This is a genomic window from Paraburkholderia sp. EG286A, assembly GCF_040965375.1.
Taxonomy (GTDB): domain Bacteria; phylum Pseudomonadota; class Gammaproteobacteria; order Burkholderiales; family Burkholderiaceae; genus Paraburkholderia.
The window spans coordinates 1,013,483-1,040,024 of sequence record NZ_JBFRCB010000002.1 but is presented as its reverse complement, the minus strand read 5'-3'; the positions used below and the strand labels follow the sequence as shown (position 1 = coordinate 1,040,024).

22 protein-coding genes and 1 pseudogene are annotated in these 26,542 nt (G+C 59.4%); 7 read left to right on the top strand and 16 right to left on the bottom strand.

Going from position 1 to position 26,542, the window contains the following annotated elements:
* Positions 1 to 103 precede the first annotated feature (103 nt).
* From AB4Y35_RS11265 to AB4Y35_RS11220, 10 genes and pseudogenes are all read right to left on the bottom strand, one after another.
* Positions 104 to 352 (bottom strand): hypothetical protein, encoded by a 249-nt coding sequence (locus AB4Y35_RS11265; protein WP_368704447.1) that lies wholly within the window; start codon positions 350 to 352, stop codon positions 104 to 106.
* Complete coding sequence (locus AB4Y35_RS11260) at positions 349 to 507, bottom strand: hypothetical protein (RefSeq protein WP_368704446.1); 159 nt, start codon at positions 505 to 507, stop codon at positions 349 to 351. Before AB4Y35_RS11260 ends, AB4Y35_RS11265 begins: the two co-directional genes overlap by 4 nt.
* Before the next feature lie 107 nt (positions 508 to 614).
* Positions 615 to 950 (bottom strand): hypothetical protein, encoded by a 336-nt coding sequence (locus AB4Y35_RS11255; protein ID WP_368704445.1) that lies wholly within the window; start codon positions 948 to 950, stop codon positions 615 to 617.
* Positions 947 to 1,957: a PRTRC system protein D gene (locus AB4Y35_RS11250; protein WP_368704444.1), complete on the bottom strand. Its 1,011-nt coding sequence runs from the start codon at positions 1,955 to 1,957 to the stop codon at positions 947 to 949. The genes AB4Y35_RS11255 and AB4Y35_RS11250 overlap by 4 nt, the downstream gene beginning before the upstream one ends.
* Before the next feature lie 1,589 nt (positions 1,958 to 3,546).
* Complete coding sequence (locus tag AB4Y35_RS11245) at positions 3,547 to 4,143, bottom strand: hypothetical protein (protein WP_368704443.1); 597 nt, start codon at positions 4,141 to 4,143, stop codon at positions 3,547 to 3,549.
* Positions 4,144 to 5,086: 943 nt separating this feature from the next.
* Positions 5,087 to 5,830, bottom strand: a complete 744-nt coding sequence (locus AB4Y35_RS11240) for an LrgB family protein (protein ID WP_368704442.1) — start codon at positions 5,828 to 5,830, stop codon at positions 5,087 to 5,089.
* Positions 5,827 to 6,198 (bottom strand): CidA/LrgA family protein, encoded by a 372-nt coding sequence (locus AB4Y35_RS11235; protein ID WP_368692727.1) that lies wholly within the window; start codon positions 6,196 to 6,198, stop codon positions 5,827 to 5,829. Before AB4Y35_RS11235 ends, AB4Y35_RS11240 begins: the two co-directional genes overlap by 4 nt.
* Positions 6,199 to 6,648: 450 nt before the next feature.
* Positions 6,649 to 7,638, bottom strand: a complete 990-nt coding sequence (rfaD, locus tag AB4Y35_RS11230; RefSeq protein ID WP_368704441.1) for an ADP-glyceromanno-heptose 6-epimerase — start codon at positions 7,636 to 7,638, stop codon at positions 6,649 to 6,651.
* A 105-nt stretch (positions 7,639 to 7,743) separates the two neighbouring features.
* Complete coding sequence (rfaE1, locus tag AB4Y35_RS11225) at positions 7,744 to 8,736, bottom strand: D-glycero-beta-D-manno-heptose-7-phosphate kinase (protein ID WP_368704440.1); 993 nt, start codon at positions 8,734 to 8,736, stop codon at positions 7,744 to 7,746.
* A pseudogene (locus AB4Y35_RS11220) lies at positions 8,708 to 8,899 on the bottom strand (UDP-glucose 6-dehydrogenase); the annotation flags it as partial. The gene rfaE1 and the pseudogene AB4Y35_RS11220, both read right to left, overlap by 29 nt.
* 650 nt (positions 8,900 to 9,549) lie before the next feature.
* Here AB4Y35_RS11220 and AB4Y35_RS11215 point away from each other — a divergent pair.
* Positions 9,550 to 10,725 carry a glycosyltransferase family 4 protein gene (locus tag AB4Y35_RS11215; protein WP_368704645.1) on the top strand — a complete coding sequence of 392 codons (1,176 nt, stop codon included), beginning with the start codon at positions 9,550 to 9,552 and terminating at the stop codon, positions 10,723 to 10,725.
* Between the two features lie 32 nt (positions 10,726 to 10,757).
* The gene (gene galE / locus AB4Y35_RS11210; protein WP_368704439.1) at positions 10,758 to 11,789 is read left to right on the top strand and encodes a UDP-glucose 4-epimerase GalE; all 1,032 of its coding nucleotides are present in this window, start codon (positions 10,758 to 10,760) and stop codon (positions 11,787 to 11,789) included.
* A 115-nt stretch (positions 11,790 to 11,904) separates the two neighbouring features.
* Here galE and AB4Y35_RS11205 read toward each other — a convergent pair whose 3' ends face one another.
* Both AB4Y35_RS11205 and gmd read right to left on the bottom strand, forming a co-directional pair.
* Complete coding sequence (locus tag AB4Y35_RS11205; RefSeq protein WP_368704438.1) at positions 11,905 to 12,804, bottom strand: NAD-dependent epimerase/dehydratase family protein; 900 nt, start codon at positions 12,802 to 12,804, stop codon at positions 11,905 to 11,907.
* The gene (gmd, locus tag AB4Y35_RS11200; protein WP_368704644.1) at positions 12,804 to 13,841 is read right to left on the bottom strand and encodes a GDP-mannose 4,6-dehydratase; all 1,038 of its coding nucleotides are present in this window, start codon (positions 13,839 to 13,841) and stop codon (positions 12,804 to 12,806) included. Before gmd ends, AB4Y35_RS11205 begins: the two co-directional genes overlap by 1 nt.
* A 334-nt stretch (positions 13,842 to 14,175) precedes the next feature.
* Here gmd and AB4Y35_RS11195 point away from each other — a divergent pair, with 334 nt between their 5' ends.
* Positions 14,176 to 15,609: an O-antigen ligase family protein gene (locus AB4Y35_RS11195; RefSeq protein WP_368704437.1), complete on the top strand. Its 1,434-nt coding sequence runs from the start codon at positions 14,176 to 14,178 to the stop codon at positions 15,607 to 15,609.
* 519 nt (positions 15,610 to 16,128) lie between these two features.
* On the opposite strand, the gene AB4Y35_RS11190 is transcribed toward AB4Y35_RS11195, so the two are convergent.
* Positions 16,129 to 17,250 carry an FkbM family methyltransferase gene (locus AB4Y35_RS11190; RefSeq protein ID WP_368704436.1) on the bottom strand — a complete coding sequence of 374 codons (1,122 nt, stop codon included), beginning with the start codon at positions 17,248 to 17,250 and terminating at the stop codon, positions 16,129 to 16,131.
* Between the two features lie 614 nt (positions 17,251 to 17,864).
* On the opposite strand from AB4Y35_RS11190, the gene cysC reads away from it, so the two are divergent.
* Complete coding sequence (gene cysC, locus AB4Y35_RS11185; RefSeq protein ID WP_368704435.1) at positions 17,865 to 18,473, top strand: adenylyl-sulfate kinase; 609 nt, start codon at positions 17,865 to 17,867, stop codon at positions 18,471 to 18,473.
* 41 nt (positions 18,474 to 18,514) lie between these two features.
* Here the strand turns inward: cysC and AB4Y35_RS11180 are convergent, their stop codons facing one another.
* From AB4Y35_RS11180 to AB4Y35_RS11170, 3 genes are all read right to left on the bottom strand, one after another.
* Positions 18,515 to 20,398: a polysaccharide biosynthesis protein gene (locus AB4Y35_RS11180; RefSeq protein WP_368704434.1), complete on the bottom strand. Its 1,884-nt coding sequence runs from the start codon at positions 20,396 to 20,398 to the stop codon at positions 18,515 to 18,517.
* Between the two features lie 320 nt (positions 20,399 to 20,718).
* The gene (locus AB4Y35_RS11175; RefSeq protein ID WP_368704433.1) at positions 20,719 to 21,741 is read right to left on the bottom strand and encodes a glycosyltransferase family 4 protein; all 1,023 of its coding nucleotides are present in this window, start codon (positions 21,739 to 21,741) and stop codon (positions 20,719 to 20,721) included.
* Positions 21,738 to 22,721: an NAD-dependent epimerase/dehydratase family protein gene (locus tag AB4Y35_RS11170; protein WP_368704432.1), complete on the bottom strand. Its 984-nt coding sequence runs from the start codon at positions 22,719 to 22,721 to the stop codon at positions 21,738 to 21,740. The genes AB4Y35_RS11175 and AB4Y35_RS11170 overlap by 4 nt, the downstream gene beginning before the upstream one ends.
* A gap of 652 nt (positions 22,722 to 23,373) precedes the next feature.
* Here AB4Y35_RS11170 and rfbF point away from each other — a divergent pair.
* The 3 genes from rfbF to rfbH are packed head-to-tail and all read left to right on the top strand — an operon-like array spanning position 23,374 to position 26,539.
* The gene (gene rfbF / locus AB4Y35_RS11165; protein WP_368704431.1) at positions 23,374 to 24,144 is read left to right on the top strand and encodes a glucose-1-phosphate cytidylyltransferase; all 771 of its coding nucleotides are present in this window, start codon (positions 23,374 to 23,376) and stop codon (positions 24,142 to 24,144) included.
* Entirely contained in the window at positions 24,144 to 25,214 is a 1,071-nt protein-coding gene (rfbG, locus tag AB4Y35_RS11160) for a CDP-glucose 4,6-dehydratase (protein WP_368704430.1), read from the top strand. Before rfbF ends, rfbG begins: the two co-directional genes overlap by 1 nt.
* An 11-nt stretch (positions 25,215 to 25,225) precedes the next feature.
* A complete protein-coding gene (gene rfbH, locus AB4Y35_RS11155) occupies positions 25,226 to 26,539 on the top strand; it encodes a lipopolysaccharide biosynthesis protein RfbH (RefSeq protein ID WP_368704429.1) in 1,314 nt (437 codons plus the stop codon).
* Positions 26,540 to 26,542: the final 3 nt, after the last annotated feature.

Genomic DNA, 26,542 nt, shown 5'->3' with positions numbered 1-26,542 from the left:
GATCCGATCCGATGGACAAAGGTCGGTAGAGCAAAAGACGGGGCGACGGTGTTTCCCCTCTGTTGCGAGCCACTGCTTCGTGGCCCGTCCGAAGCGTCCAGATCTACATAAACAGGCGACGGCACCGCAGAAGCAGGGAAAAAATCATTCGTATCAGATAGAGGAATCCGATCGCCCAGCTAAAGCCCAAGCTGCCAACAGTAAAAAGAAACTTGCCGCCCTCCGGCATACCCCCTGCGTAAAACAACAGACCGACAAGCGCGAGCAGATAGCAGAAGATCGCAATCGAAGCACGGCGCGCAAGCCAGTGCCAGCCTAGAAATATTCTCACTGCTGCCTGGAGGCCTTTCATTGCTCGTCCTCCGGGCGCTGACGTGCGTCGAAAAGAACTCCGCCGAATTTCCAACCCGCGATTGCCACTGCGACCAGCGCCGCAAGATAGATCCAGGAGAGTGGCTCATCCAGACGTTGGCCTTGAAGGATGGCGTATAGGCGTTCGTATTCCATGTCGATTTTTTCCTTGACGTAGACACCCGGGTGCACAGCGCGACGCGCTGCGTCACCTGGGTCAGAACTCATCCTTGCACGCTGTTGGGAAAGTCAAGTTCGCAGAGCTAGTCGAGGTAACCGGCCAGTTGATTGAGCAGTTCTACGCTGAACTTCGGCGCAACGTGCGCCGCATCATCTGCGGTCAAAGTCTGGAAGTCTTCGGTCGCGATCGCGTCGCTCACTGGTAACCTCGACGTTTTGGGGCGCGCCGAAGTGGACAATACCGATTCGCGCTGTGATGCTCGCGTACGCTGCATCAGCTGTTCACGAAGTTCCGCCTCGGCAAGCGATCTGAATACTGCTGCGCGTTCGCGAGGCGTAGTGCAGCTACTCAATCGTTCGTACAGCAGCGGCGAAACAAGAGGATTGATCGTAATCGTCATCTCAATTTTGTTGTTCATGCCACCTCCCGTTCACGCGCGAGTCCAGCCTCGCCGACGATCAGGAATCCGTGCGCGTTTGCGAGGCATGGCGAGTCAATCAGTTCGATGACAGCACGCGGGAACGTGTGCCGAATTGCAATGCTGTAGAGCGCTGCACCACCGCCCGAAAGAATGATCGAGCGGATGTCGTGCAAGCGACCGACTTCGTTCTGCATTTCGGTCGCAACGCTGGTCATGATCGGGTCGGCCAATGCGACATACCGTGCGAGATCGATCTTCTTGCCATAGAAATAGAAGGGGGCCCTCTCTCGCAACGCCTTATCGATACGTTCGATGTCGTCGACCTGCTCGCCTTCGTCACGTGAAATGAGTTTCGCGATCCGCTGACAAACGTGTGATACGCCACCGGGAATGCCGCCACTGCGTTTATCGTCCATCGTGAAGCCTTTCGCGCAGATCCAGTCCGTCGTGAAGTAGCCTACATCGACCAGAAGGTGCGCATCGTCATGTCCAAAGCCACCGCGGCGCCCGCTGGCAGCAAACGCAAGCGAACCCAAAGGCTGTGGGATGACTACCACCTTCTCGACCACGACGCGGCCGTGACCAAAGTCATGTTCTCCAGCGAACAGCAGCTTTAGCTCCGTTGAATATGTTTCCAGGTTGTGAACAGACAGGCCCAAGACAAGACGCTCGATGTGCGTGACACCGGCGAAATGAAACGCGCCAAAAAGCAATGCCGCGTAGTTGTCGGTCGACACATAGGCGTCTGCGAGCGCGCGGCCTGTCCTGCCGTAAGCCGCAGTTATCGGCACATCAGGGCCAACTTCGTATTCGATGCCCTCGATCGAGATCTTTGCGACCTTGCGTGTGGGAAACACACTCTCACCGTAGGCTGAAAGCGTGCGGCTCGCGGCCAGCGGCGCGAGTGACGGAAAAATGCCGCTAGTGACCGCGCCATTCACATCGCGGTATGCGTACTTCGTATTGCCGTAGCCGACGTCAACGGCGAAGACGGGGGTTTTCAAGTTCGGTGTCCTTGAGCGTGGAGTTGACAGGATTGTCCGAAAGTCGGAGACGAGCTTTTCCTTCGCTTCGTTTTCCTATCTAACTCCGACTCTGCTGTATCGAGTCTATCCAGTACGACGAGAGAGAAAGTCGATGAATGCGCACAGGAACAAGGGGCTTTTGCTCGCTGTCACCGGCCCGTAAAAGCCGAGCTATTTTGCATACCATTACGCAACGGGATCTGGCGAGGCGACGAGTTGCAGGCGCCTGCAACGGTTTTCGCAGAATGGTGATGTTTTTTTGGAGCTTTCCACTAGACGCGCGCTGAACCAGAGAACGATCCAAACGGCGCGAAAAGTGTTCCAAAATTTGCACACTGATAGAACGACCTGCTTTCCACGCGTATCCCTTTAAAATCAAATAGCTATAACGCTATTTACGCTCAATGAGGGCACAAAAAGTTGCAGGCGCCTGCAACTTTTTTGCGAATAAAGAACTAGTCCGTATGATTTATAGACTTTTAAGTTTATTTATTGCGTCAATTGATTTAATCAGACAGCATTTCTGACCTATTCGAGCATTCTTCCGCGAAGTCAAGTTTTTTATGGAGTCCCGCGCCTGGCACGTAGCAAGCACACTCACAGGTACGGAGAACGCCCGCGCGCAGACGACCCAACGACAGCAGGGATCGGTTTGCCGGGGTCGTCTTGCGGTTTTCTGCAGCGTTAACGCTATCGTTTGCAATACCTTGCACGTCACTCGGGTATCCACCGGCGAAGCGACCACTTGCGCTCTATCGCGAGCCACCGTGCCGGAATCCCGCGCCGCAAGTGCACGCTGACCGCGCTTCACGCTTGTGCAGACTCAGTTCAATCGAATCAACTCCAAAGATTTATGGGGCGGCTCTACCCACGCCGAAGCAGCGTCAATCGCGGACCAACCGATATCCGTACGACCGGTCGCAGTCAGGGTAGATAGAGCAGATAGAGCGACGCTGTACCTACTACAACGGGGACGCGACCGCTCTCCAGATTTGTTGAAAGGTTGAAAGCAGTACAGCTGGCAAGAGAGCCGATTGCTTTCCGCCTTCTATCGACGGAGCAAAGCCGAAAGCTCCACAAAAACTGCATCATTCCGGGTTTAGGCATTTAGGCGCCTAAACAGGCATACCGCCGGATGGCACGCGTCGTGCCAAAGGAGAAATCGAGTTCGGCCTATCGAGGGGCACAGCGACAATTCATGGTCGGCGAATGATGCCGACTGGCCTCGTGGATAACCAACGGTTTCGCATATTGTGAATCTTCGTTCCCGATGGGACCACGCGCGGCCTCGGCCCTTGGAGAGAATTTCCAGATGACTTACGGCGTATGGACCTCCGCATCGTCCCACGACCACGCCCGAAACGGGCTCTTATGATTGCAGCCCAACAGGGCATCGCGCGAGTAATTGATGGCGATCGGCGCACACGAGAAACGTCGGAACCGGTCGACTATCTGATCGCGCACCAAACGTTACAGCCTACCGATCGTCATGCGGCTTGCAGCGGAGCTGACGGGGTCTTATCGCGGACAAACATCTGCACCCAACATGAGATCTCCGGAGCGACTCGTCAAGGCCTTTCGAGGTTTGGATCGTGCTCAGCTCTCATGTCACCAAAAAATCCGGAGATCGTATTGATACCATTCAGGCATTCCCTGATCGCGTCTTTTACCACGCCGAGATTTCGAGTCAACTTCTCGACGTCTGGGCCCTCAATGCGTATCACTTTCCCGCTGCGATCAGCGGAGATCAAAAGACGCGCATTTCGACGACCAGGGCCATCGCCGCTTCTTAGAACTTGCAAGATTTCATTGGGGTCGACGAGTTTCAATCCTCTTACCTTCAGCGCGTGCTTCTTCAAATCGTAGGGTTCGATTTCTCGAACCAGCTTCGATAGTTCCTTGCCGAGCTTGAAGCTGACGTATTTTTTCCCCCCAAGGGCGTCCAAAACCAGCTTTGGGAGTAGTGCGATGGAGATGCACCGGGACACATGGCTTCCGGAGACAGAGAGCGCCGCCGCCAACGCACGTTGAGACGGCCAGACTCCCGTCTGAAGCCAGCGGCGATAGTTGTCGCCCAGGTCCCACGGCGTCGTTGCGGGATTGGAGCGAAGGCGCCTGTGGTCGCTGGAACTACGCGCTCTACGGATTTCCAGATCGTCGTTCATAACAGTCATCGTTTAAGGCCCGTGAGGTTTCAAGGGACGGCATCAACAGGTCGACACACACGCTGCTCGCTTGCTGCCGTTTAGGCGCCTAAACGCTGACAGCTCAGCCAATTCTTGTGCAAATAATTGATTTTGCAATACTTTTTCGTGGCGAGAAAAAAGGTGCGTGTGCAATTTGTGCAACGGAATGCCAGAACCTAGCAAAGGCGGGTCAACCAAAAGCTTCTCAAAAACAGCACCATTCTGCTCCACGCGTTGCAGGCGCGTGCAGGAAATCGACACCTCGTCGTGCCCGCTAACTCGCTAATTTAACGGCGAATTTCACCCCTTTCAACATTTTCGGGCGTGCAAACCGTGCAAACGCGCGGGCAGATGCGATAACAAAAAACTCGGCAAACTCGGCACCATCGGAGTCCAACCAACTTAGGCACCTAAAGCTGACGGATTGCGTTTCGGGGATACAGGGCACGCGCCAGGCGTAGCGATTAGTCGGCGCGGGTACGCAAATACCTTGATAGTTGGTAGGCAAATCGACGTTTTCATGAGGCGGCTCAGCAGCCGGGCATAGACTTAATTGCTTCACACCGGGTCTAACGTACCATGTCGAAAGTCAGTTTTTGGGGCGGATTGCCATTCAGAAATCAGACCATAGAGTCAAAAAGCTCTTGATCTCCGAACTATTAAATTAAATAGCGCAATTATTGGTTTAGGCGCCTAAACGAAAACCCTACTTCAAGCTCCTGCTTCCCTTTGAAATCAATAGCTTATAAAGAAGTGCAAAATGTGAACCATTTGAACCGACGACGGTGTCGTCTGCGGGCCAGAATCTGCTCAAAAGCTTCACAGAAACAGCACCATTCCGGCTCTAGCCGTTTAGGCGCCTAAACCATCGGTCTGCCGAAGTTCCTAGTGGAGCAGCGCGCCACCAGCGCCGAAAATTATTCTACAGCCACCGCAGAAGGACCGGCAGCAATACAGGCACGACGAACGCGGTGAACACACCGTTGAGACCCATGCCGAGCCCGGAAAATGCGCCCATCTCCTCGCTCACCTGAAACGCACGAGCGGTGCCGATGCCGTGCGAGGCCACGCCGATTGCGAAGCCGCGCACCTCGGTCTCACGCACGCGAATCACGTTGAGAATCCAGCGCGCGGTCACCGCGCCGAACACGCCCGTCGATATCACGAGCACGGCAGTGAGCGACGGGATGCCGCCGACCTTGTCGGCAACGGCCATGGCGATCGGTGTGGTGACAGACTTGGGCGCAAGCGACGCAATAGTCTGATGCGAAGCACCGAAGAGCTTCGCGACGCCGACGGCAGAAACGATCGCCGTAAGCGAGCCCGCAATGAGCCCGCCGAGCAATGGCAGTGCGCCGCGCTTGAGCTTGTCCCACTGACGATAGAGCGGCAGTGCGAGCGCGACCGTGGCGGGGCCGAGCAGGAAGTGCACGAACTGGGCGCCCTCGAAATACGTGCGATACGGCGTATCCGTGATCTTGAGCGCCGCGACGACGAGCGCCACGGCAATCAGCACCGGGTTCGCGAGTGGATTGTGCTTGGCCCGCGCGTAGATATTGATGGCGATGAGATAGGCGACGAGCGTCACCGTCAAGCCGAGCAGCGGCGTGGCGGCGAGGTAGACCCAGATCGCGTCGAGCTTCGTGATGGGCAGATGGCTGTTCACGCTGTGCCCTCCCCGGCCGTCGTGTTGCGACGCTGTCGACGCAGCAGTGCGCGCGTGACGAGCGCCGTCACCGCGATGCCGAGCGTCGTGCTCACGACGAGGCTCGCGATCACGGCGAGCGCCTCGCCGCGCACGGCCTGCGCGGACACCATGATGCCCACGCCCGCCGGAATGAAGAGCAGCGAGAGATGTCGCAGCAATTCGAGCGCGGTCGGCTCGATGGCCTCGGCGGCAGCAGGCCGCATCAACGCGAAGGCGAACAGGAGCAGCATGCCGATCACGGGACCGGGCACGGGCAGCGAGAACACGTAGGACACGCTCTCGCCGAGACACTGGAAGATCAGGAGGGCGGCAAGGGAACGAAGCATGATTCGGATCCGCGCGGAAAGGCAGGGCGGAAAGCGGCGCGCGCAACGAATGCGCGCCTTGCGGTGGAAGTTTTAGCGAAACCAAGCGGACGTTACAGCGGCACCAGCCGGCCCTGCCTCAACCTTGCTTGTGCGTCTCAGGGCACATGTGCACCGATTCGAGTTCCCGTGACAGTCACGGCGATCCAGGCTTTCGCCCGGCGGCACAACAATCCACGCCCGCAATAGAGCGCCGCCGCGTACAGATATACTACGAGAACATTGAGCAAGGTCTCACGCACCAACGACCTCGCTGCGCACAGCACGCTCGAACAGTGCCAAAAAAACGCCCGCGCCATATGCTTCATCGTGCTTCGCCCTTTGCGCGATCAGCGTTTTTTTTGCTCACGGTGACGCGCCGCGCGAGTAGTGCTGATCCGCGTTCACATTGGCATCTACGAGCGAGGGCTGTCAGCCAGCGAAGAGCCAACGTACGTAACGATCCACCCCTTCCTGCACCGTCAGGAACGGCGCGTCGTAGCCCGCTGCGCGCAGCTTCGACTGGTCCGCTTGCGTGAAGCACTGATACTTGCCGCGCAGCGCGTCGGGAAACGGGATGTACTCGATCAGCCCTTCCTTGACCTGCTCCGCGAGCGAGAGCGCCGGCTTGCCTTCCATCGCACGCAGCGTGTTCACCACGGTCGTCGCGATGTCGTTGAACGGCTGGGCACGGCCGCTGCCCAGATTGAAGATGCCCGTCTTCTCCGGATGATCGAAGAAGAACAGGTTCACCTTCACCACGTCCTCGACGGAGACGAAGTCGCGCGTCTGCTCGCCCGGCGCATAACCGTTGTATTCGCCGAACAGCTTCACGCGGCCTTCGGCGCGGAACTGGTTGAAGTTGTGGAACGCCACCGACGCCATGCGCGCCTTGTGCGTTTCGCGCGGACCGTACACGTTGAAATAGCGAAAGCCCGCAATCTGGCTTTGCGCCGTGGGCAGCACGCGGCGGATCACCTGGTCGAACAGGAACTTCGAATAGCCGTACACATTGAGCGGCGCTTCCACGTCGCGCTCCTCGACGAAGCGCGTCGAGCCGCCATAGATCGCCGCCGACGACGCATACAGAAACTGCACGCGCTGCGCGAGGCACGTGTCGAGCACGGTGCGGCTATAGCGGAAGTTGTTGTCCATCATGTAGCGGCCGTCGGTTTCCATCGTGTCCGAACAGGCGCCTTCGTGGAACACCGCACGCACGTCGCCGAAATCGCCGCGCGCAAAGCGCTCGACGAACTCGGTCTTGTCGATGTAGTCGTCGATCTCGCAATCGACGAGATTCCTGAATTTGTCCGCGCGGGTGAGATTGTCGACGGCGATGATGCGGTCTTCGCCGCGTTCGTTCAGCGCCTTGACGATGTTGCTGCCGATGAAGCCGGCCGCGCCGGTGACGATGAGGGTCATGATAGGTCTGCGGTGACGAGGTTCACGCGAGGTTGATGCCCCGCCGGAAAAACGCTGCGGAAATTCCGGCCGGGGTGCGAGCGCTGCGTGCCCGCGTGCGCAACGTTATTGAAAGAGTTCGTCGTAGTCGACAGTGGCCGTACCGAGCTTGGCGACCACGATGCCGGCCGCGCGATTCGCGAGCGCGACGCCTTCGACGAGCGGCAAGCCCGCACCCAGCATGACCGCGACGGTCGCGATCACCGTGTCGCCGGCGCCCGAGACATCATACACTTCTCGCGCATTTGCCGCCGCGTGCAGCGCGCCGTCATCGGAAAAGAGCGTCATACCCTCTTCCGAGCGCGTGAGCAGCAGCGCGTCGAACTGCAGTTCGCGGCGCAGCTTCGTCACGCGCGCGTGCAGGTCCTCCTCGGACTTCCACGTGCCCACCACTTCGCGCAGCTCCGCGCGGTTCGGCGTGATGAGGCTCGCGCCGCGATAGCGCTCCCAGTCGTCGCCCTTGGGATCGACGAGCACCGCCTTGCCCGCGGCGCGCGCCTTCGTGATCATCTGCGTGACGTGCGTGAGCCCGCCCTTCGCGTAGTCGGAGAGCAGGATCACGTCGTGCGTGGGCAGCAGCGCGTCGAAACGCGCGAGGCCGGCGAGCAGGATCTCGTGCGCGGGCGTGTTTTCGAAGTCCACGCGCAACAGCTGTTGCTGGCGCGACAGCACGCGCAGCTTGATGGTGGTCGGCAAGGCGGGATCGCGCTCGAGATACGCGTTCACGTTGCTTTCGTCGAGCAGCTCGACGATGCGCTCGCCGGGCTCGTCGTGGCCCACCACGCACAGGAGGCCCGCATGCGCGCCGAGCGCGGCCGCGTTGCGCGCGACGTTCGCGGCGCCGCCCAGGCGGTCTTCCTTGCGCTGCACGTGCACGACCGGCACCGGCGCTTCCGGCGAAATACGGTTGACGTCGCCGAACCAGTAGCGGTCGAGCATGACGTCGCCCACCACCAGCACGCGCGAGGTCGCGAGCTTTTCGCGCGGCACGACGCGCACTTCGGGCGCGATGGCGGCGACGGGTGCGCCTTCAGGCTGCGGAGTTTGCGAGATTGACATGGGGTCGCCCAATCGAATGATAGTCAATGCCGAGCTCCGCCATGGCGTCGGGCTCGTACAGATTGCGTCCGTCGAAGATCCGCGGTGCCTTGAGCACCTTCTTCAAATGCGCGAAATCGGGCGCCTTGAAGGCGGTCCATTCAGTGACGCTCACGAACGCGTCGTCCTGGCTCGACGCGAACATGAGCCGCGTGTCTAGCACGGGCTTCCGTGCGCGTACTGTTCCGTCGGCTTCATGATGAGACACCAAAGACGCCGCCAGCAGTGCTCGCGACGCGTTAATCAACCTCCATGAAGCCGATGAGATCGCGATCAGCTGGCTCGGCTCCACCAAGGCGAACAGTGCCTCGACTCGAACGAAGACGGGAATTGTATATGCAGCGAGATCAAAGTGTGCGTTCCCAAATGCGAATTGGTCACACAGCAATCCAACGCCCGCACAATTTCAGAGAAATTCCACAATGTCAAGCAGACAAACGTTTTTAGTTGAAGACGCGAAGGCAGCATCTCAGTTCAGGGACTTACGCGGCACCGCTTCTTTACCATCTAAGCCTCAACGATCTCGTGATTGAAACCCGTTGCATCAGCGATGCGACCAGCTAAAAGCAGCGAGCAACGTGACTCCCCGCGCAACGCGGCATCGCTCGGAGACTTTCCACGAGATGCTCCGCGCTATCCGGTATCACCTAGGCGCGCCCCCTCGAAGGCACGTGTCGCGCAGCGTGTGTTCGAGGGAGATTTTGCCGGTACACTGCCTGTTCGCCCGAACTTGTCATCCACTTCTCTTCTAGCAGCACCACTCTCGCGCACGTGATTTTCAACGACCACTCAGCGGCAAGCGCGCCGAACCCCGTTTCACGCGCACAGTCGCTTCACATCGCCGTCGTCTGCAACACCGCATGGGCGATATACACCTACCGCCGGGGTCTCCTGCTTGCGCTGACGCAAAGCGGGGCTCAAGTCACCGTGATCGCGCCGCGCGACCGCACGTTCGAGCTGCTCGCTGCCATGGGCTGCCGCTGTGTCGAACTGCCGGTGGCCTCGAAGGGCACGAATCCGCTCGACGACCTGCGCACGCTCGTGGCGCTCTATCGCCACTATCGCGCGCTCAAGCCGGGCGTCGTGTTCCACTACACGATCAAGCCGAACATCTACGGATCGATTGCCGCCTGGCTCGCGCGCACGCCTTCGGTGGCGGTCACAACGGGCCTCGGTTACGTATTCATCCAGAAGAGCCGCGCCGCGCAGGTCGCCAAGCGTTTGTATCGTTTCGCGTTCCGCTTCCCGCGCGAAGTGTGGTTCCTCAATCGCGACGACGAAGCCGCCTTCAAGGATGGCAATCTCCTCGCACATCCCGAACGCGCGAGGCTGCTGCACGGCGAGGGCGTCGATCTCGACGATTTCCCCTTCACGCCACTGCCCGAGCGCGCGGAGTTTGCTTTCGTTCTGATTGGCCGGCTGCTCTGGGACAAGGGCGTGGGCGAGTACGTCGAGGCCGCACGCACGCTGCGCGCGCGCTATCCGCACGCACGCTTCCAGCTGCTCGGCCCGGTGGGTGTGGACAACCCGAGCGCGATCTCTCGCGAAGAAGTCGCCGCCTGGGAACGCGAAGGCGTGATCGAATATCTGGGCGAAACGGCCGATGTGCGCCCTTTTATCGCCGATGCGGATTGCGTCGTGCTGCCCTCGTACCGCGAGGGCGTGCCGCGCACGCTGATGGAAGCGAGCGCGATGGGCCGCCCGATCGTGGCCACCAACGTGCCCGGCTGCCGCGAAGTGGTTGCCAACGGCGTGAACGGCCTGCTGTGCGAAGCGCGCGACGCCGCCGCGCTCGCCGCCAGCCTCGCACAAATGCTGGACCTCGACAGGCCGGCGCGCGCCGCCATGGCCGGACGGGGCCGGAAAAAAATCGAGAAAGAATTCGATGAGCGCGTTGTGGTACAACGCTACCGGGAACTGATCCGGGAAATCACCGGGTCGACTTTTTGATCGAGTCTGGATTTCACGGGAACGAACACGGCATGACTGCGACGAACTCAAAGGGCACCATCCTCGTCACCGGCGGCGCGGGCTATATCGGCTCGCATACCTGCGTCGAGCTGCTCAATGGCGGCTATGAGGTGGTCGCCATCGACAATCTCGTGAACAGCAGCAGCGAATCGCTCAAGCGCGTCGAGCAGATCACAGGCAAGCCCGTGGCGTTCTACGAAGCCGACGTGCGCGACGCAGCTGCCGTTTCGCGCGTTTTCGAAGCACATCGCATTACCGGCGTGATTCAGTTCGCGGCGCTCAAGGCCGTGGGCGAATCGGTGGCAAAGCCCATCGAGTACTACCGCAACAATGTCGACGGACTGCTCGTGGTGCTCGACGTAATGCGGCAGCACGGCGTGAAGCAGTTCGTGTTCAGCTCTTCGGCCACGGTGTACGGCATGCCCGAACGCTCGCCGATCGACGAATCGTTTCCGCTCTCGGCAACGAATCCCTACGGCCAGTCGAAGCTCATCGCCGAGCAGATCCTGCGCGACGTCACGATCTCGGACCCGGAGTGGCGCATCGCCGTGCTGCGCTATTTCAATCCGGTGGGCGCGCATGAAAGCGGGCTGATCGGCGAGGATCCGGCGGGCATTCCGAACAACCTCATGCCTTATGTCGCGCAAGTGGCAGTGGGCAAACTCGAAAAGCTGCGCGTGTTCGGCGGCGACTATCCGACCCCGGACGGCACGGGCGTGCGCGACTATATTCACGTGGTCGATCTCGCGAAGGGCCACCTCAAGGCGCTCGATGCGCTTGCCGCGCGTGGCGAAGGCCTGGTCGTGAATCTTGGCACTGGGCGCGGCTACAGCGTGCTGGAAGTCGTGAAGGCGTTCGAACAGGCCTCAGGGCGCCCTGTGCCCTATGAGATCGTGGCGCGCCGGCCCGGCGACATCGCCGAATGCTATGCGAATCCGGTCGCGGCGGAAAACGTCATCGGCTGGAAAGCGGAGTTCGGGATCGAGCGCATGTGCGTGGACCACTGGCGCTGGCAGGAGAAGAATCCGCGGGGGTTTGAGTAAGGCTGAATGCAGCCGCGCTGGTTTGTCGGGCAGGCGCGGCTGCAAAGAATGACTCGAGCGCAGTACCTCGGCGCGATGTATCGGTAACAGGCAGAACGCACCCTGCCCGCCACCATCAGGCGGCGCTGCTATCGGACAACATCCATTGCAAGGTGTCGTAGAGTGTCGGCGCATCGAGCTGGCCGATGGCACTCAAAAGCTTGCGGTTATCGCCACACTGCGATTTCACCTCGTGCTCACGCACGAAGTTGGGATTGGTCCGTGCTTCGATATCGTGACCGGTGATCGTGGACATCGTCTGCAGCACGTGCGTGAGCGTGACCGCATGGCCCGAACACACGTTGAACACTTCGCCGACTGGCGCCTTTTCGAGCAGCCTGCAATACACGTCGGCCACCCAGCGCACATCGGAGAAGTCGCGAGCCACATCGCGATTGCCCAGCTCGATGACCGGCGCACGCCGACGGAAGTGATCCGCCATCTTCGCAACGAGAAAGCTCAGCGATTGGCCCACGCCGATGCAATTGAACGGGCGCACCGTGATGATCGGCAACCGGTCCGTCCAGAGTTGCGCCATGTATTCGAGCGCGACCTTGCTTACGGCGTAGTCGTTCGCAGGATGATACGGCGCCGTCTCCGGGATCGGCAGGCCCAGCGGGCCCGCGCCATAAATGTTCGCGCTGCTTGCAAGCAGCACCGCCGAAGGTTTCTTTTCACTCGCGGAGAGCGCCTCGAGCAGATTGCGCGATCCCACGACGTTGGTCGCGTAAATTTCCCCGGGATTGCCGTGCCCGACGAACGAAATGGCGGCCAGATGCACGACCCAGTCCGGACGCACACGCGCCACCACCTCTGCGAGCCCCGCGCGATCCTGAAGATCGCACGCGTACACGTCAGGTTTGGGCTCATCACAGCGTCGCACGAGACTCGAAATCTGATGGCCGCGCTCGCGCAATGCCTGAGCAACATAACGCCCCGTGAAGCCCTCGGCTCCTGTAATCAGCACTGAAGCCATCAGAACGACGTCCCCTTCTTGTTACGCGCGACATCCGCTTCAACCATCATCTGGCACAGTGTTTCAAGTGACGTTTTCGGCGCCCAGCCAAGGTCGTCGTGCGCCTTTTGTGCATCGCCGATGAGCAGGTCGACTTCGGCCGGCCGATAGAACGCGGGATTCACGCGCACGATCGTCTTGCCGCTCTTGCCATCGCGTCCAATTTCGTTTTCCGCGGTGCCTTGCCATTCGATCTCGATGCCAAGGCACTTCGCCGCCGCGTTGACGAAATCGCGCACGCTTACCGTGCGGTTGGTTGCGAGCACATAAGTATCGGGCTGATCGGCCTGCAACATGCGCCACATGCCTTCCACGTATTCCTTCGCGTAGCCCCAGTCGCGCTGTGCGTCGAGGTTGCCCAGTTCGAGCACGTCGAGCTGGCCGAGGCTGATTTTCGCGAGCGAATCCGTGATCTTGCGCGTCACGAACTCGCGGCCGCGCAGCGGCGATTCGTGATTGAAGAGAATGCCGCTCGACGCAAACATGTCGTAGCTTTCACGGTAATTCACCGTGATCCAGTGCGCGTAGAGCTTGGCGACACCGTACGGGCTGCGCGGGTAGAACGGCGTCGATTCCGTCTGAGGAATAGCCTGCACCTTGCCGAACATCTCCGACGTGCTGGCTTGATAGAAGCGCGCCTTCGGATTGATGATGCGCAGCGCCTCGAGCAGATTCAGGGCGCCGACTCCGGTCACCTGCGCGGTGAGCGCCGGCTGCTCGAACGACACGCCAACGAAGCTCTGCGCGGCGAGGTTGTAGACCTCGTCGGGCTGAGCGCGCTCCACCAGGCGAATACAGCTGCCCGCATCCAGCAGATCGTGCTCGACGAGGCGCAGTTTTTGATGATGCGCGACGCCAAGCTCTTCCATACGCCAAAAGTTGACGGAGCTCGTCCGGCGGTAAGTGCCGTAGACGATATAGCCCTTCTCGAGAAGCTGCTCCGCCAGATAGGCGCCGTCCTGGCCGGTAATGCCAGTAATGATTGCTGATTTCACGATGTTCTTTCCCTCAAGTATGCGAATGATGCCATGCGCGGGTTCTTCGCGAGCGGTTTTGAAACATCGATTAATCCGAGATTCAAATTGCGGCGCGCAGGTTCATCATCGGCGCCCTTTTGCCCCATGGTCGAATCGAAGTGCCTTGCGAAATTCTGATTGTTCATCATGCCCACGGCGGGCAATCGCATTTGGAGCGCTTGAGGCTGCCTGCATCCGCATAATATTTATTCTTGTGCAGCTTGGCTGCCCGGAGGTGCGATCCTGGAGCGCATACTGGCTTATGTCAAGCTCAACGGGTAGTCGCTCCCTTATTTTTAGAACGGTGACCGTCCTGATGTGCGCATTTTTTGGGGAAAACGCGAGCGGGTGGAATGTGTGCGTACAATGGCAGGTTTCCGTCTTACTTCGTAACCGAGAGGGTGCGAATTGGGGACGTAATGCGGGAGATGTAGTCAGTCCCGCCCTTACCGACAAGAGCAGTGTAGCGATGCAGACAGCAGTGACGATTGACTCCCGACGCACCGAGCCCGGCGACTGGCTGACCGCGGCTTTCCTGCTTGGCTTTCCCTCTATTGCAATGCTCGTGCAGGGCGCCTCGAGCGCCGTATCGATCGGTGCGGGTGTCATAGCCCTGGCGGCGTTGTGCTGGCGGCCGGCTGGCGCGCCGTATGGCTACGCGCGTCCCGACCGTCTCGGGCTGGCGTTGTGCGTTGCACTGTGCGCCCCTGTTGCCGCCGTGGCACTCAGCACGCTCTCGCACGACCATCCATTGCTCCGCACCTGGGATTCGCCCTCGCGGTTCCTGCTCGCAGTCCCGATCTTTCTCGCGCTGCGGCGCGCGCCGCTGCGGACCTTCGCCTGGGCGGACCTCTCCTTTACGCTGGGGGCGCTCTCGTCGCTCGTGATTGCCGTCATCCTGCCGCGCGATTGGGGCGACGGACGCATCGGCAGCGCGTTCCTGAATCCGATCCATTTCGGCGATCTCGCAGTCGCGCTCGGCGTGCTGTCGGCGATTGCGCTGAACTGGTGGCGCAAGGACTCGACGTTCATGCGTGCGCTCAAGTTCGCGGGCCTGTTTGCCGGCCTTGCCGCTTCGCTGCTGTCGGGCTCGCGTGGTGGCTGGGCTGCGATCCCTCTCGTTGCCGTACTGATCGTGTGGGAACTCGGCCGCGGGAAGCCACTTCACTGGAAGGTGCTGATGCCGGTGACTGTCGCGCTGCTGCTCGGGATGGTGTACGGGCTGTCGGGGACGGTACGCCAGCGTGTCGGCGACGTGTCATCCGACCTCGCGCAGTACACGCAGGGCCACCGCGACACCTCGGTTGGCATCCGCCTGCAGCTATATGAGGCAGCCTCGACGCTGATCGCTGAACATCCGGTGCTGGGCCTCGGTGGCGACGGGTTCCGCGACAAGATGACCTCGATGGCCAAGCAAGGCGCGCTCACCCCGAAGGCGGCCGCATTCGGCGAAGGCGAAGTACATAACCAGTTGCTCGCCTACATGGCCAACTACGGCATTGTGGGCGGCCTCGCGCTGCTGTCGATCTACATCGTGCCCGCAATATTTTTCGCGGCGAAGCTCAAGTCCGAATCGAGGACAACGCGGCGCACAGCGCTCATGGGGCTGTCCTTCGTCCTGATGTTTTTCGTTTTTGGGCTGACCGTCGAGACGTTCGACCTGAAGAGCACGGTGTCTTTCTACACGACCATGCTGGCCGTCCTCGCGGCGATTACGGAACGCTCGGATGTTAAATCCGAGCGGTTGTAGGGCGAACTGTCTGGAGTGTTGTATCAGTTTGGTTTTGGGCAGTTTGCGCTTCGCAAAAGCCCACGACCACCTCGGTGATATTTTCGACTGAAATTTCATCGATCTTACCCACGGTGAAATTGCTCTCAGCATTGGGCAGGCATACAGGCGCCGGTCGGGCCGAAACCCTCTCGAAACGGCAACGCCGAGCCTACTGAGCGCCGAAGTTCGGCCTATGGGCGCTAGTCGCCTGTAGCAACAAGTAGACCAGTCGTCGAACCGGCGTTGTCTGACGCTCCCATCTACAGCGACAAGAATCTGGAAGCCACATGTTGTAGCAGTCTTGTCGTGCGCAATTTCAAGCATCGGTTCGATCGGGCCCAAGCCCTTTGTCATGGCGAAAGCCAGCGCGAGCCGCTCCCGACTCCGCAGCATTTGCGGAGAGCGTTCATTCCTCCGGTGGCCCATGATCGATCAGTATCTTGCCACCCACAAAACAAAAACCGCCCGAAGGCGGCTTTGCCCGGATATTCAATCGACCTATTGCCTGTTGAGTATTTTCCTGACACCGCGCAGGGGGGCGGTCACCATCCAGCTGTGCGAGTGCTCCATGCTGGAGATTCGTTCCCGCGTCGAAGCCAGTTCTATATCGAGTTGGGCAACCCGATTTCTAGCATCGTCCAGAGCTTCCTTGGGCACCATTTTGGAGATTTGTTCCTGCATCGAAGCCAGCTCTATTTCGAGTTGGGCAACCCGATTTCTGGCATCGTCCAGAGCTTCGTTGGACACCATTTCAGGCGCCGGCGGCACAATTGCGGGCGGATGAGCGGTCGCGTAGTCGAGCTCGTTGGTCTGGCGGATGTCTGCAAGACGGTTAAGGCGGCTCGTCAAGGCAGCTTCGTCGAACCCAGCTACGAGGTCCATAAATTGCCAACTCGTCAGATGCCGGAACTGCACGTCATGCGCGTGTTTCTCGTCCCGGAAATCCAAGTAGCTGCCTTCGTTCACGGCGTAGACGTACGGGAAGATCTCTAGCAGGCGCGCTCGGAACGCGGGGAGCGACATGTGGCGCCATAGATTAAGCGCGACGTGGTTCATCTCGAGTGTGACGATCGGCCGGTATCTGGCCAGCGTCCGCGCAGCTCCCTCCAGAACATCAAGCTCGTACCCTTCAACGTCGATCTTGACCAGGTCCAAACGATCGAGACCTAGGGTATCGAAAACACCGTCAAGCTTGTGCAGTTTCACAGCCTGGCGGAAGTGAAACCCATCGTTAATGCTGTGTGCGCTGACGACGAAGGAGCCGGACAGATTGTTCGGATTGCCCTGCATGACCACCTCCCCCTCAGCATTGCCAAGAGCGAAGTTGAACGTGCTGACATTTTGATACCCGGCGCTTGCCAGATTGCTTTCGAGAAGCCTGAAGGCCCCCGGCACCGGCTCGATTGCGGCGACCTTACCGCGCGCCGCCAACTGGCCGAAAAGAATGCCGGTCATGCCAACGTTCGCGCCGATGTCGAGAATCCTGGAGTCGTCGCTACTGAGGCACTGCAGAAGTGCGGTCGTATTTGGCTCGAACCGCACGCCCAGATGCTTCCAGTAGTCCTGGTCAGCAGATATCGAATAATGCTTGGCCCCGATGGCAATGTCTTGCTGTGTCACGAATAGATCCTTCAAAAGGTTTTCATCTATTACGCATGCTTACCACTAGGTAAGGCGGGAACATCGTGACATCAGCAAGATTCCGGGTCAATACCCCGTGTACGCCTCGCTCGGCGAGACAGAGTGCATCACGACAATGCTCTTGCCTCGCGGCAACACATAATAGTGACCGTATGTAGACCAACCATTTCTGCCCGAGTGAGACCGCTAAAATTGTGCCGCCCTCAACCCACACGCCTATCGATGCTCCGGTGTTGTTCGTAGAAGTAAGAGGTGACGGCTCCAACGCTATCGTCGGCGAATAACTCTATCGGTCTATACGGCATGCAGTAGTCGTTTGCAACGTCCGCGCGAATCAGAATCGTTGCGGCATATCCATGACCAAACCATCGGTCGTGCCCAAGCCGGGCACCACGATTGCCAGTATTTAGGGGTGCCTTTTCAGTCATTGCCAACAAGGGGACGGGGACACCGCAGTTTCCCCCTCGCAAGCCACTCATTACCTAAAGTTACAAGCCTGCGATTTTGTTGCAGATTATTACATCCGCGTTACAAGAACTGCTTCGAAACGTTAGAATGCGAATCAGGTTTACGTTGATCGAGGCGGCAAGGAAGTGAATACAGCAACGTCGGCTGGAGTTGTCATCTGGCTCACCGGCATGTCCGGAGCGGGCAAGTCGACCGTCGCGCGCGCGTTGGTCAGTCGACTGCAAACGTTTGCCCTTCGAGCAACAATGCTCGACGGCGACGTGTTGCGTACGGGCCTCAATTCAGATCTTGGTTTTAGCGCCGCCGAGCGCACGGAAAATCTCAGGCGCGTGGCCCACGTGGCGGCGCTGTTTTGCAATGAGGGGTTTATAGCCGTTACGGCGACCATTTCTCCCGAGCCCGAGCACCGGGAAAATGCACGGCGCATTGTCGGCGAATCCGCGTTTGTCGAAGTGTTTGTCGACACTCCGCTCGAAGTTTGCGAGAAGCGCGACCCCAAAGGGCTATATCAACGTGCCCGCCGCGGTGAGATCGCACAGTTCACCGGTATCGCCTCACCCTATCACCCGCCGGCTCACCCAGATATCACTCTGCACACGCAAGATAATACGGTCGAAACTTGTGTTGACCATATCGTTGATTTCTTGGTGCGTGACCGCCATTTTGATATTCGCCGCGTCAGAGAACGATCGCACAAGGTCGCGAATATTCGCGCGGGCATTGGCGGAAAATAACCAATTTATCGCGAGGCGCGCTGGCCGCTTCGCTCCCGCAATCAGCCAGTGGCTCTCACCGACGTTCCACCCACACTTTGGAGCTTCGACACGCTCGACGGTTGGTACTCGGGTACCCAGCGGCGGAGGTCGCGGCGCACTTCGTCGTCGCCCGGAACGCGGTGCTGCATCAGCCACGGCAGCAATTCGTCCAGCAGATTGACCGGCACCTCGCGCGCCCGCGCGATACGCAGCTTCGGGTGCGCCGTACGCGCGGTCATCTCGTCATCGGCCAGCAACTCCTCATAGAGTTTTTCGCCGGGACGCAAGCCACTGAACTCGATACGGATCTGATCTTCTGCAAAGCCATAAAGACGGATCAGGTCACGCGCCAGATCGACGATCTTGACGGGCTTGCCCATGTCGAGAATGAAGATCTCGCCGCCCTGCCCCATGCTCGATGCCTGAAGCACGAGCTGCGCCGCCTCGGGAATCGTCATGAAAAAGCGGGTTATCTCCGGATGCGTGACGGTCACAGGACCGCCCCTCGCAATCTGCTGCTGAAACTTCGGGATGACACTTCCCGCGCTACCCAGTACGTTTCCGAAGCGCACGGTCTCGAACTGTGTGCGTTCGCTCGTCTGCTGCAGCGCCTGGCACGCCATCTCGGCAAGACGCTTGCTTGCGCCCATGACGTTGGTCGGATTCACGGCCTTGTCAGTCGAGATCAGCACGAAATGGCGCACGTTGTTGCGGATCGCCGCGGTCGCGACGCGATACGTGCCAAGTACATTGTTGCGCAAGGCCTGCCATGCGTTGAGCTCCTCCATCAACGGCACGTGCTTGTATGCCGCCGCATGGAAGACGATATGCGGGGCGTAACGCGACATGACGTGGTCGAGGAGCAGCGAGTCCTTCGCATCGCCGATGAACGAGATCATCGCCTGGTCGGGAAAGCGCTCGCGGATCTCTTCGGTGAGGCGGTAGATCGCGTACTCGGACAAGTCGAATGCAATGAGTTGCGCGGGCTGGAACTTCAGGATCTGGCGGCAGAGTTCGGAGCCAATCGAGCCACCCGCGCCCGTGACCATCACCACGCGCTCTCGCAGCAGCGCCTCGACGTGGGCGGTGTCGATGTTGACCGCTTCACGGCCGAGAAGGTCTTCCAGATCGATCTGGCGAATCTGGGAAAGAAAACCCTGGCTAGGCATCAGGGCCGTGAGCGAAGGCAAGACCATCGCCTTGACGCCAAGGCGCACGCAGAGCGTAGCGAGGCGTCGCTGCGTCTCCATCGGCGCGGACGGGATCGCGATGATCACATGCTCGACCTTGAGCGTCTCCGTCCAGTGCGCGATCTCGTCGATCGTGCCGAGGACCTTGTAGCCATAGATCTCGCGACCCCGCTTCGCGACGTCGTCGTCGAGCAGACCGACCAGGCGCCATTCACCCGAGCGCGACAGCTCACGCGCGAGGCTCGCGCCCGCGCCCCCCGCACCAAGAATCAGCACAGGCTTACCGCGACCGACAAGACCGCCGTACAGATAGAACTCTTTACTGGCCCGGTAGATCGCTCGCGCGCCGCCCATTGCGAGGAACAGCAGCATCGGCGTAAGCAGGAGGACCGAGCGCGGAATGATCGGTTTCGGCTGAAACATGACCGCGCCGATCATGACGACGAGCGCACCGACCACGATCGCCTTCGCGATGCGCATCAGATCGGGCAGGCTCGCGAATACCCACAAGCCACGGTACAAGCCGAAGGTGCGAAACATCGCGCCGTAGACGGGAAGGACCCAGAAGAGCGCAACGCATGCGCCCTTAAAAAAGGGACCCGGAATTTCACCGTTGAAGCGGACGACGTACGCGACGAGCCATGCCGCCACTGCGGCCAGCATGTCGAAGAAGAAAACACCGAACGACAACCAAGATGCCTTGGATCGCAACATTGGCGGCAAACCTCGAAATTATTTCGCGTCAGATTCTGGGGAGCCTGCCGTATGAAGATCGATGACGATCTCCTGGGAGGCAAATCTCCAGACCACGCACCTAAACTTGGCCATTGCTGCCACAGGGACCCGCTCCATGCCGCGGCGCCGCAGCAGTTATTATGCCCGCAAGCCTGACGGGGTACCAAACGATCGGAGCGCACCGCGCGCTGATCTTAATCCTTGTGCCGCGCCGCAGGAATTTCCCTGAAGAAACAAACGTCTCAGCCGTGTTACAGATGCGTCAGCATTTAAAGGGAAGAATCAACCGCAAAGCTCGGCTATTTCTCGTTAGAATTCTGAAAGCTTCGCCAACGCCTATCGATGACGACCGCACAGCACCCCAGAACGCCGTACCACGCTGCAAAAATCAGCCATTGCTGCCACGTCGGCCGCCCCAGCGCCCAAAGTGCGACGATGACACCCGCAAACATCACGGCATACCAGTAGATTGCGGTGCGACTGTGACCGATACCCGAGCGCACCATGCGTTGATAGTAGTGCTCCCGATGCGCTTGCCAGAATTTTTCCCCACGACAGACGCGCCTCAGCAATGTAATCGACGCATCCGCAATAAACGGGGAAAAAACCAAGGCTGGAAACCAGAGCGGCCAGACGGCGCCGCGCCAGCCCCAGTAGCCGAGTGCGCCCGCCAGAAAGCCGAGCGTGATCGAGCCGGCGTCACCCAGGAACAATTTCGCCGGGTGAAAATTGAGGAACAGGAAGCCGAGTGATGCCCCGGCGAGGGCGGCGCCCGCCTCTGCCAACGCCGGCGACGGATGCGCGGCGGCCAGCGCCGCCGCCGCGTAGGCCCCGAAACCAAACAGGGCCATGCCGCCCGCGAGACCATCGGCGCCGTCCATGAAGTTGTACAGGTTGATCAGCCAGAGCATCAGGAAGCCGATGCCTGCGAGCAGCCACCAAGGTGCGTCCGCCGGCCAGATGACGACCAGCGCGACCACTGCCGCGAAATGGACGGCAAACCGGATGCGCGCGGGCAAATCGCGACGATCGTCGATCTGCGACACCAAGGCGAGCGCCGCCGCTCCCGCCGCGATCAACCACATCTGCGATGCGTGCCATAAGAGCGCCGCGAGGCCGACCGGTACGATCCCCCAACCGCCCACGCGCGGAATCGGCTTGACGTGAAGCGAGCGATGATTCGGCACATCGGTCGCGATACGCCAGGCGAGACCGGTCGAAAGCAAGCCCCGAAGGATCAGAAAACTTGCCAGAGCCGATGCCGCGACCGTAAGCAGCACGATCCAACCGGATGTTGTGACTACGTCATAAACCTCCCTCATGCCCGCCCCTGCTCCTTGCGACATGCGCGATACCAGTCGGCCGTCGCGCGCAGTCCCTCGTCTAGCGTGGACGGCGGGTGCCAGCCCGACAACTGTCGCCGGATCGCCGATGTATCGAGAACCAGACTTTCGGTGAGACGCTCGATCTGCGCGGTTCTTCCCGTGAGCCTGCCGGCGAGTTTGAGAAGTGACACGGGCACCGGTATGAGCCGTGCCGGGCGGCCGAGATGCCTGCCAATGGCACGCAGCAGGTCCGCGACGGAAGGCGCGACATCGTCTGCCAGATGAAAACAACCGTTTGCTGAGCGTGCGTCGGATGCGCAGTGCATGAGCGCGTCGGCCAGATTGTCGACGAACAGCAGGCTGCGCTGGGCATCCACGGCGCCCAACGGCAAGGGTGTCCCGCGCCAGACGGCATCGAGCATCTTACGGAAGTTGGCGCCGACGTCCGGGCCATAGACGAGTGGTGGCCGTACGATCACGACATCGAGTCCCGTCTCGCTGCGCAGCTCGACCAGTGACCGTTCCGCCGCAAGCTTCGAGCGGCCGTAGGCGTCGTCGGGTTGCGCGAGCGCGTCTTCTCGCAGCGGTTCGCGCGTGCCCCCGCTGCCCGCGATTGCCTTGATGCTGCTCACGTAGATGAAACGCCCCACGCCATGGCGCTGCGCGGTGCGCGCGACGCGCAGGGTGCCTTCGACGTTGGTCGCATTGAAGGCTCGCTGCGTCTCGTCGCTCTCTGCTTCATTCATGACGTGCACGCGCGCGGCAAGATGCACGACACAGTCGACATCGCCGGACGGCGCCGGCCAGTGCATGTCGATATCGGCGAATTCTGGCGTGCCATGAACCCATTCCACGACGCCAGCCGGTGCCGTGCCGGCCCGGCGAACGATACCGGTTACGCGGTGTCCGTTTTCGACCAGGGTACGGCATAAGGCGCGGCCCACGAAGCCATTCGCGCCCGTTACCACGACATGCATTGGTGTTGGTTCCAGGTAATTTTAGACGGAAAAAATACGAATACGGCCGGTAAAGGAACACGATCGTACGGCGTCGGCGCACGATTAGCGCATAACAATAGTGTAACGGATGGGCACCTCGGGGCTGGATCGAATGCAGTTGACCGCGTGCAAATCATGGTGGCAGAGGAGCGCCACTTGCTCCGCTTTGAGTCTTGGTCTGCGGCATTACCAACAGAACTAGACGCATGTACTTTCAACGTAAACGCAACGCACGCAAAGCGACAAATCTCAGGGGTCGTCAAGGGACGGTACCCGACAGGTATGCAACGACCGCTGGCCTGCATCAGCAAACGGGCTGGAACTGATCCGACCATCCTGGAGATCGATCCGCTGGCCTCGCCGAGCATGTCGATGGAAGCCTGAAGCGCTTCGAAGCAGCACAAAGCCGCGGTTCGGTGGTTGCTATGCAACACCAGAGTGGAACAATATAATGCACCGGTTCCGCTTCCAAGACCTTACAAAATCACTCAAAGTAAGCTGCAGGGATGATGCCCCAATAGCCGCGAAGTGCTCAACGGTCAATCGCCGTGCAGTTTTGCGACTTCCGTCGCTCGGGCCCGTAAGCCAATCATTGCCGCCCAGAATCTACCGAATACACCACAGGATTTCGATGAAAGCCATCATTCTCGCAGGCGGACTTGGGACTCGAATTTCAGAAGACACAGCCAATCGCCCGAAGCCAATGATAGAAATCGGAGGCAAACCGATTCTGTGGCACATCATGAAGATCTACTCGGCTTACGGGGTCAACGATTTCGTGATCTGCTGCGGTTATAAGGGCTATGTGATCAAGGAATATTTTGCGAACTATTTCCTTCATATGTCGGATGTGACGTTCGATATGCGTACGAATGAAATGAAGGTTCATCAGCAATATGCCGAGCCCTGGAAGGTGACGTTAGTCGACACCGGAGAATCGACGATGACGGGCGGCCGTCTGCGTCGGGTGAAAGACTTCGTTAAGGATGAGGAATCTTTTTGCTTCACCTACGGTGATGGGCTTAGCAACATCAACATCAATACGCTCATGGAGTATCACAGGCAGCGCGGAACCCTTGCGACGCTCAGCGCTACTTACCCGCCAGGCCGTTTCGGCGCACTGGATATCCGGGAAAACAAAGTCAGCTCGTTCAAGGAAAAGCCGAAGGGCGACGGCGGAATGATTAATGGCGGATTCTTTGTGCTATCGCCGAAGGTGATCGACCTGATCCCGGACGACCAATGCATTTGGGAACGCGAGCCGCTGGAACAACTCGCCAGTAGTGGTCAACTTTCAGCGTACGAGCATGAAGGCTTCTGGCAGCCCATGGATACGTTGAGGGACAAGAATTACCTGGAAGAGCTTTGGCAGAGTGGCAAGGCGCCCTGGAAGGTGTGGTGATGACGGACAACTCATTCTGGCGTGGCAAGAAAGTCTTTCTTACGGGGCATACCGGTTTCAAAGGCGGCTGGCTGACGCTCTGGCTGCAGGCGCTCGGCGCCAGAGTCACGGGCTTTTCGCTCGCCCCCACTACCGAGCCGAACATGTTCGCGCTTGCGCGGGTTGCTGACGGCATTGAATCGATCATCGGGGATATACGCAACCGCGAGTTCCTGTTGAATGCGATCAAAGAGGCTGCGCCCGACGTTGTGATTCATATGGCAGCCCAGCCACTCGTGCGCGAATCGTACGTGAATCCGGTAGAGACGTACGAGACGAATGTACTGGGTACAGTGCACTTGCTCGAGGCTGTTCGACACGTCCCCGCCGTGCGGTCCGTCGTTATTGTCACCACTGACAAGTGTTACGAGAATCGGGAATGGGAATGGGGCTACCGCGAAAACGAAGCAATGGGTGGCTACGATCCGTACAGCAGCAGCAAGGGCTGCACCGAGTTGGTCACCGCCGCCTACCGTAGCTCTTTCTTCAATCCGGCAGCTTACGACAAACATGGCGTAGCAATCGCAAGCGCTCGCGCAGGCAATGTCATCGGGGGCGGAGACTGGGCAGTAGACCGGCTCATCCCCGACATCATTCGCGCAATCGGCAATGGAGAGACAGTCAGCATCCGCAGTCCGAACGCGATTCGGCCGTGGCAACACGTCCTCGAACCACTCAGTGGTTACCTCGCCCTCGCAGAAAGCCTGTATACCGCTGGGCCGCGTCACGCCGACGCGTGGAACTTCGGGCCAAACGATTCGGATGCTCAGCCCGTTCAAGCGATCGTCGAGCGGCTCACATCACAATGGGGTGACAATGCGCGCTGGGAGCTGGACGGCAATGAGCACCCGCACGAAGCCACTTATCTGAAACTGGACTGCTCGAAAGCGCGTACGCGCCTCGGCTGGCGCCCCCGGTGGAGTCTCGACCGGACACTCGACAACATTGTCAGCTGGTACAAGGCCGCCGCCCGTGGTGAAGATATGCGCGCAGTTACACTAGCCCAAATTGACGAATACACTCAGTCTTAAGACTACCTGCCATGAATAAAGATCAGATCCGCGAGCAGATTATCCAACTCGTGCAGCAGTACGGTTCGCTTGCCACGCAACGGCCCGCATTCGAACCCGGAAAAACCGTGATCCCGCCCTCCGGCAAGGTGATTGGCGCACGCGAGATGGAGCTCATGGTCGAAGCATCGCTCGACGGCTGGCTTACGACCGGGCGTTTCAATGACGAGTTCGAAAAGAAACTCGCAGCGTATCTCGGCGTGAATTTCCTGATTACCGTCAACTCGGGTTCGTCCGCTAATCTGGTTGCGTTCTCAACGCTGACCTCCCCGAGGCTCGGCGATCGCGCGATCAAACGCGGTGACGAAGTAATCGGAGTTGCGGCGGGTTTCCCGACCACCGTCAATCCTATTATCCAGTTCGGCGCAGTACCGGTTTTTGTCGACGTAGAACTAGGTACGTACAACATCGACGCAAGCAAGATCGAAGCAGCCATTTCGCCGAAGACGAAAGCGATCATGCTCGCTCATACACTGGGCAATCCTTACAATCTCGAAGTCATCGTCGCCCTTTGCAAGAAGTACAACCTGTGGCTCATCGAAGACTGCTGCGATGCGCTTGGCGCGACCTATAACGGTCAACTCGTAGGTACGTTCGGCGATATCGGCACGCTCAGCTTCTATCCCGCGCACCACATCACTATGGGTGAAGGCGGCGCTGTCTTCACGAATAACCCCGAACTCAAGTTGATCGCGGAATCGTTCCGCGATTGGGGGCGCGACTGTTACTGCGCACCTGGCAAGGACAACACCTGTGGCAAGCGGTTCTGCTGGAAGCTTGGCAACTTGCCAGAAGGCTACGACCACAAGTACACCTACACGCACCTCGGCTACAACCTGAAGATCACGGACATGCAGGCGGCGTGTGCGCTCGCGCAGATGGATCGCCTCGATGGTTTCGTGCAGGCGCGTCGCGAGAACTTCGCATATCTGCATGACCGGTTGCAAAGCTGCAAGGACTTTCTGATTTTGCCCAACGCGACGCCGAATTCCGATCCGTCATGGTTTGGCTTCCCGATTACCTTGAAGCCAGAAGCCGAGTTCAACCGCGTTGACCTGCTTGACTACCTCGATCAGAACAAGGTCGGTACGCGACTGCTTTTCGCTGGCAACCTCACGCGTCAGCCGTACATGATTGGCAGGGAATACCGTGTCAGCGGCGAACTGACGAATACCGACATCGTCATGAACCGCACCTTCTGGGTCGGCGTGTACCCTGGCCTCAGCAAGGAGATGCTCGACTTCGTCGCCGAAAAGATCGAAACATTCCTCGGCGTCAACTTCTGATTT

Coding starts and splice junctions, on each gene's coding strand:
- AB4Y35_RS11265 (WP_368704447.1), bottom strand. CDS start 352: ATGAAAGGCCTCCAGGCAGCAGTGAGAATATTTCTAGGCTGGCACTGG.
- AB4Y35_RS11260 (WP_368704446.1), bottom strand. CDS start 507: ATGGAATACGAACGCCTATACGCCATCCTTCAAGGCCAACGTCTGGAT.
- AB4Y35_RS11255 (WP_368704445.1), bottom strand. CDS start 950: ATGAACAACAAAATTGAGATGACGATTACGATCAATCCTCTTGTTTCG.
- AB4Y35_RS11245 (WP_368704443.1), bottom strand. CDS start 4,143: ATGAACGACGATCTGGAAATCCGTAGAGCGCGTAGTTCCAGCGACCAC.
- AB4Y35_RS11235 (WP_368692727.1), bottom strand. CDS start 6,198: ATGCTTCGTTCCCTTGCCGCCCTCCTGATCTTCCAGTGTCTCGGCGAG.
- rfaD (WP_368704441.1), bottom strand. CDS start 7,638: ATGACCCTCATCGTCACCGGCGCGGCCGGCTTCATCGGCAGCAACATC.
- rfaE1 (WP_368704440.1), bottom strand. CDS start 8,736: ATGTCAATCTCGCAAACTCCGCAGCCTGAAGGCGCACCCGTCGCCGCC.
- galE (WP_368704439.1), top strand. CDS start 10,758: ATGACTGCGACGAACTCAAAGGGCACCATCCTCGTCACCGGCGGCGCG.
- AB4Y35_RS11205 (WP_368704438.1), bottom strand. CDS start 12,804: ATGGCTTCAGTGCTGATTACAGGAGCCGAGGGCTTCACGGGGCGTTAT.
- AB4Y35_RS11195 (WP_368704437.1), top strand. CDS start 14,176: ATGTGCGCATTTTTTGGGGAAAACGCGAGCGGGTGGAATGTGTGCGTA.
- AB4Y35_RS11180 (WP_368704434.1), bottom strand. CDS start 20,398: ATGTTGCGATCCAAGGCATCTTGGTTGTCGTTCGGTGTTTTCTTCTTC.
- AB4Y35_RS11175 (WP_368704433.1), bottom strand. CDS start 21,741: ATGAGGGAGGTTTATGACGTAGTCACAACATCCGGTTGGATCGTGCTG.
- AB4Y35_RS11170 (WP_368704432.1), bottom strand. CDS start 22,721: ATGCATGTCGTGGTAACGGGCGCGAATGGCTTCGTGGGCCGCGCCTTA.
- rfbF (WP_368704431.1), top strand. CDS start 23,374: ATGAAAGCCATCATTCTCGCAGGCGGACTTGGGACTCGAATTTCAGAA.
- rfbG (WP_368704430.1), top strand. CDS start 24,144: ATGACGGACAACTCATTCTGGCGTGGCAAGAAAGTCTTTCTTACGGGG.
- rfbH (WP_368704429.1), top strand. CDS start 25,226: ATGAATAAAGATCAGATCCGCGAGCAGATTATCCAACTCGTGCAGCAG.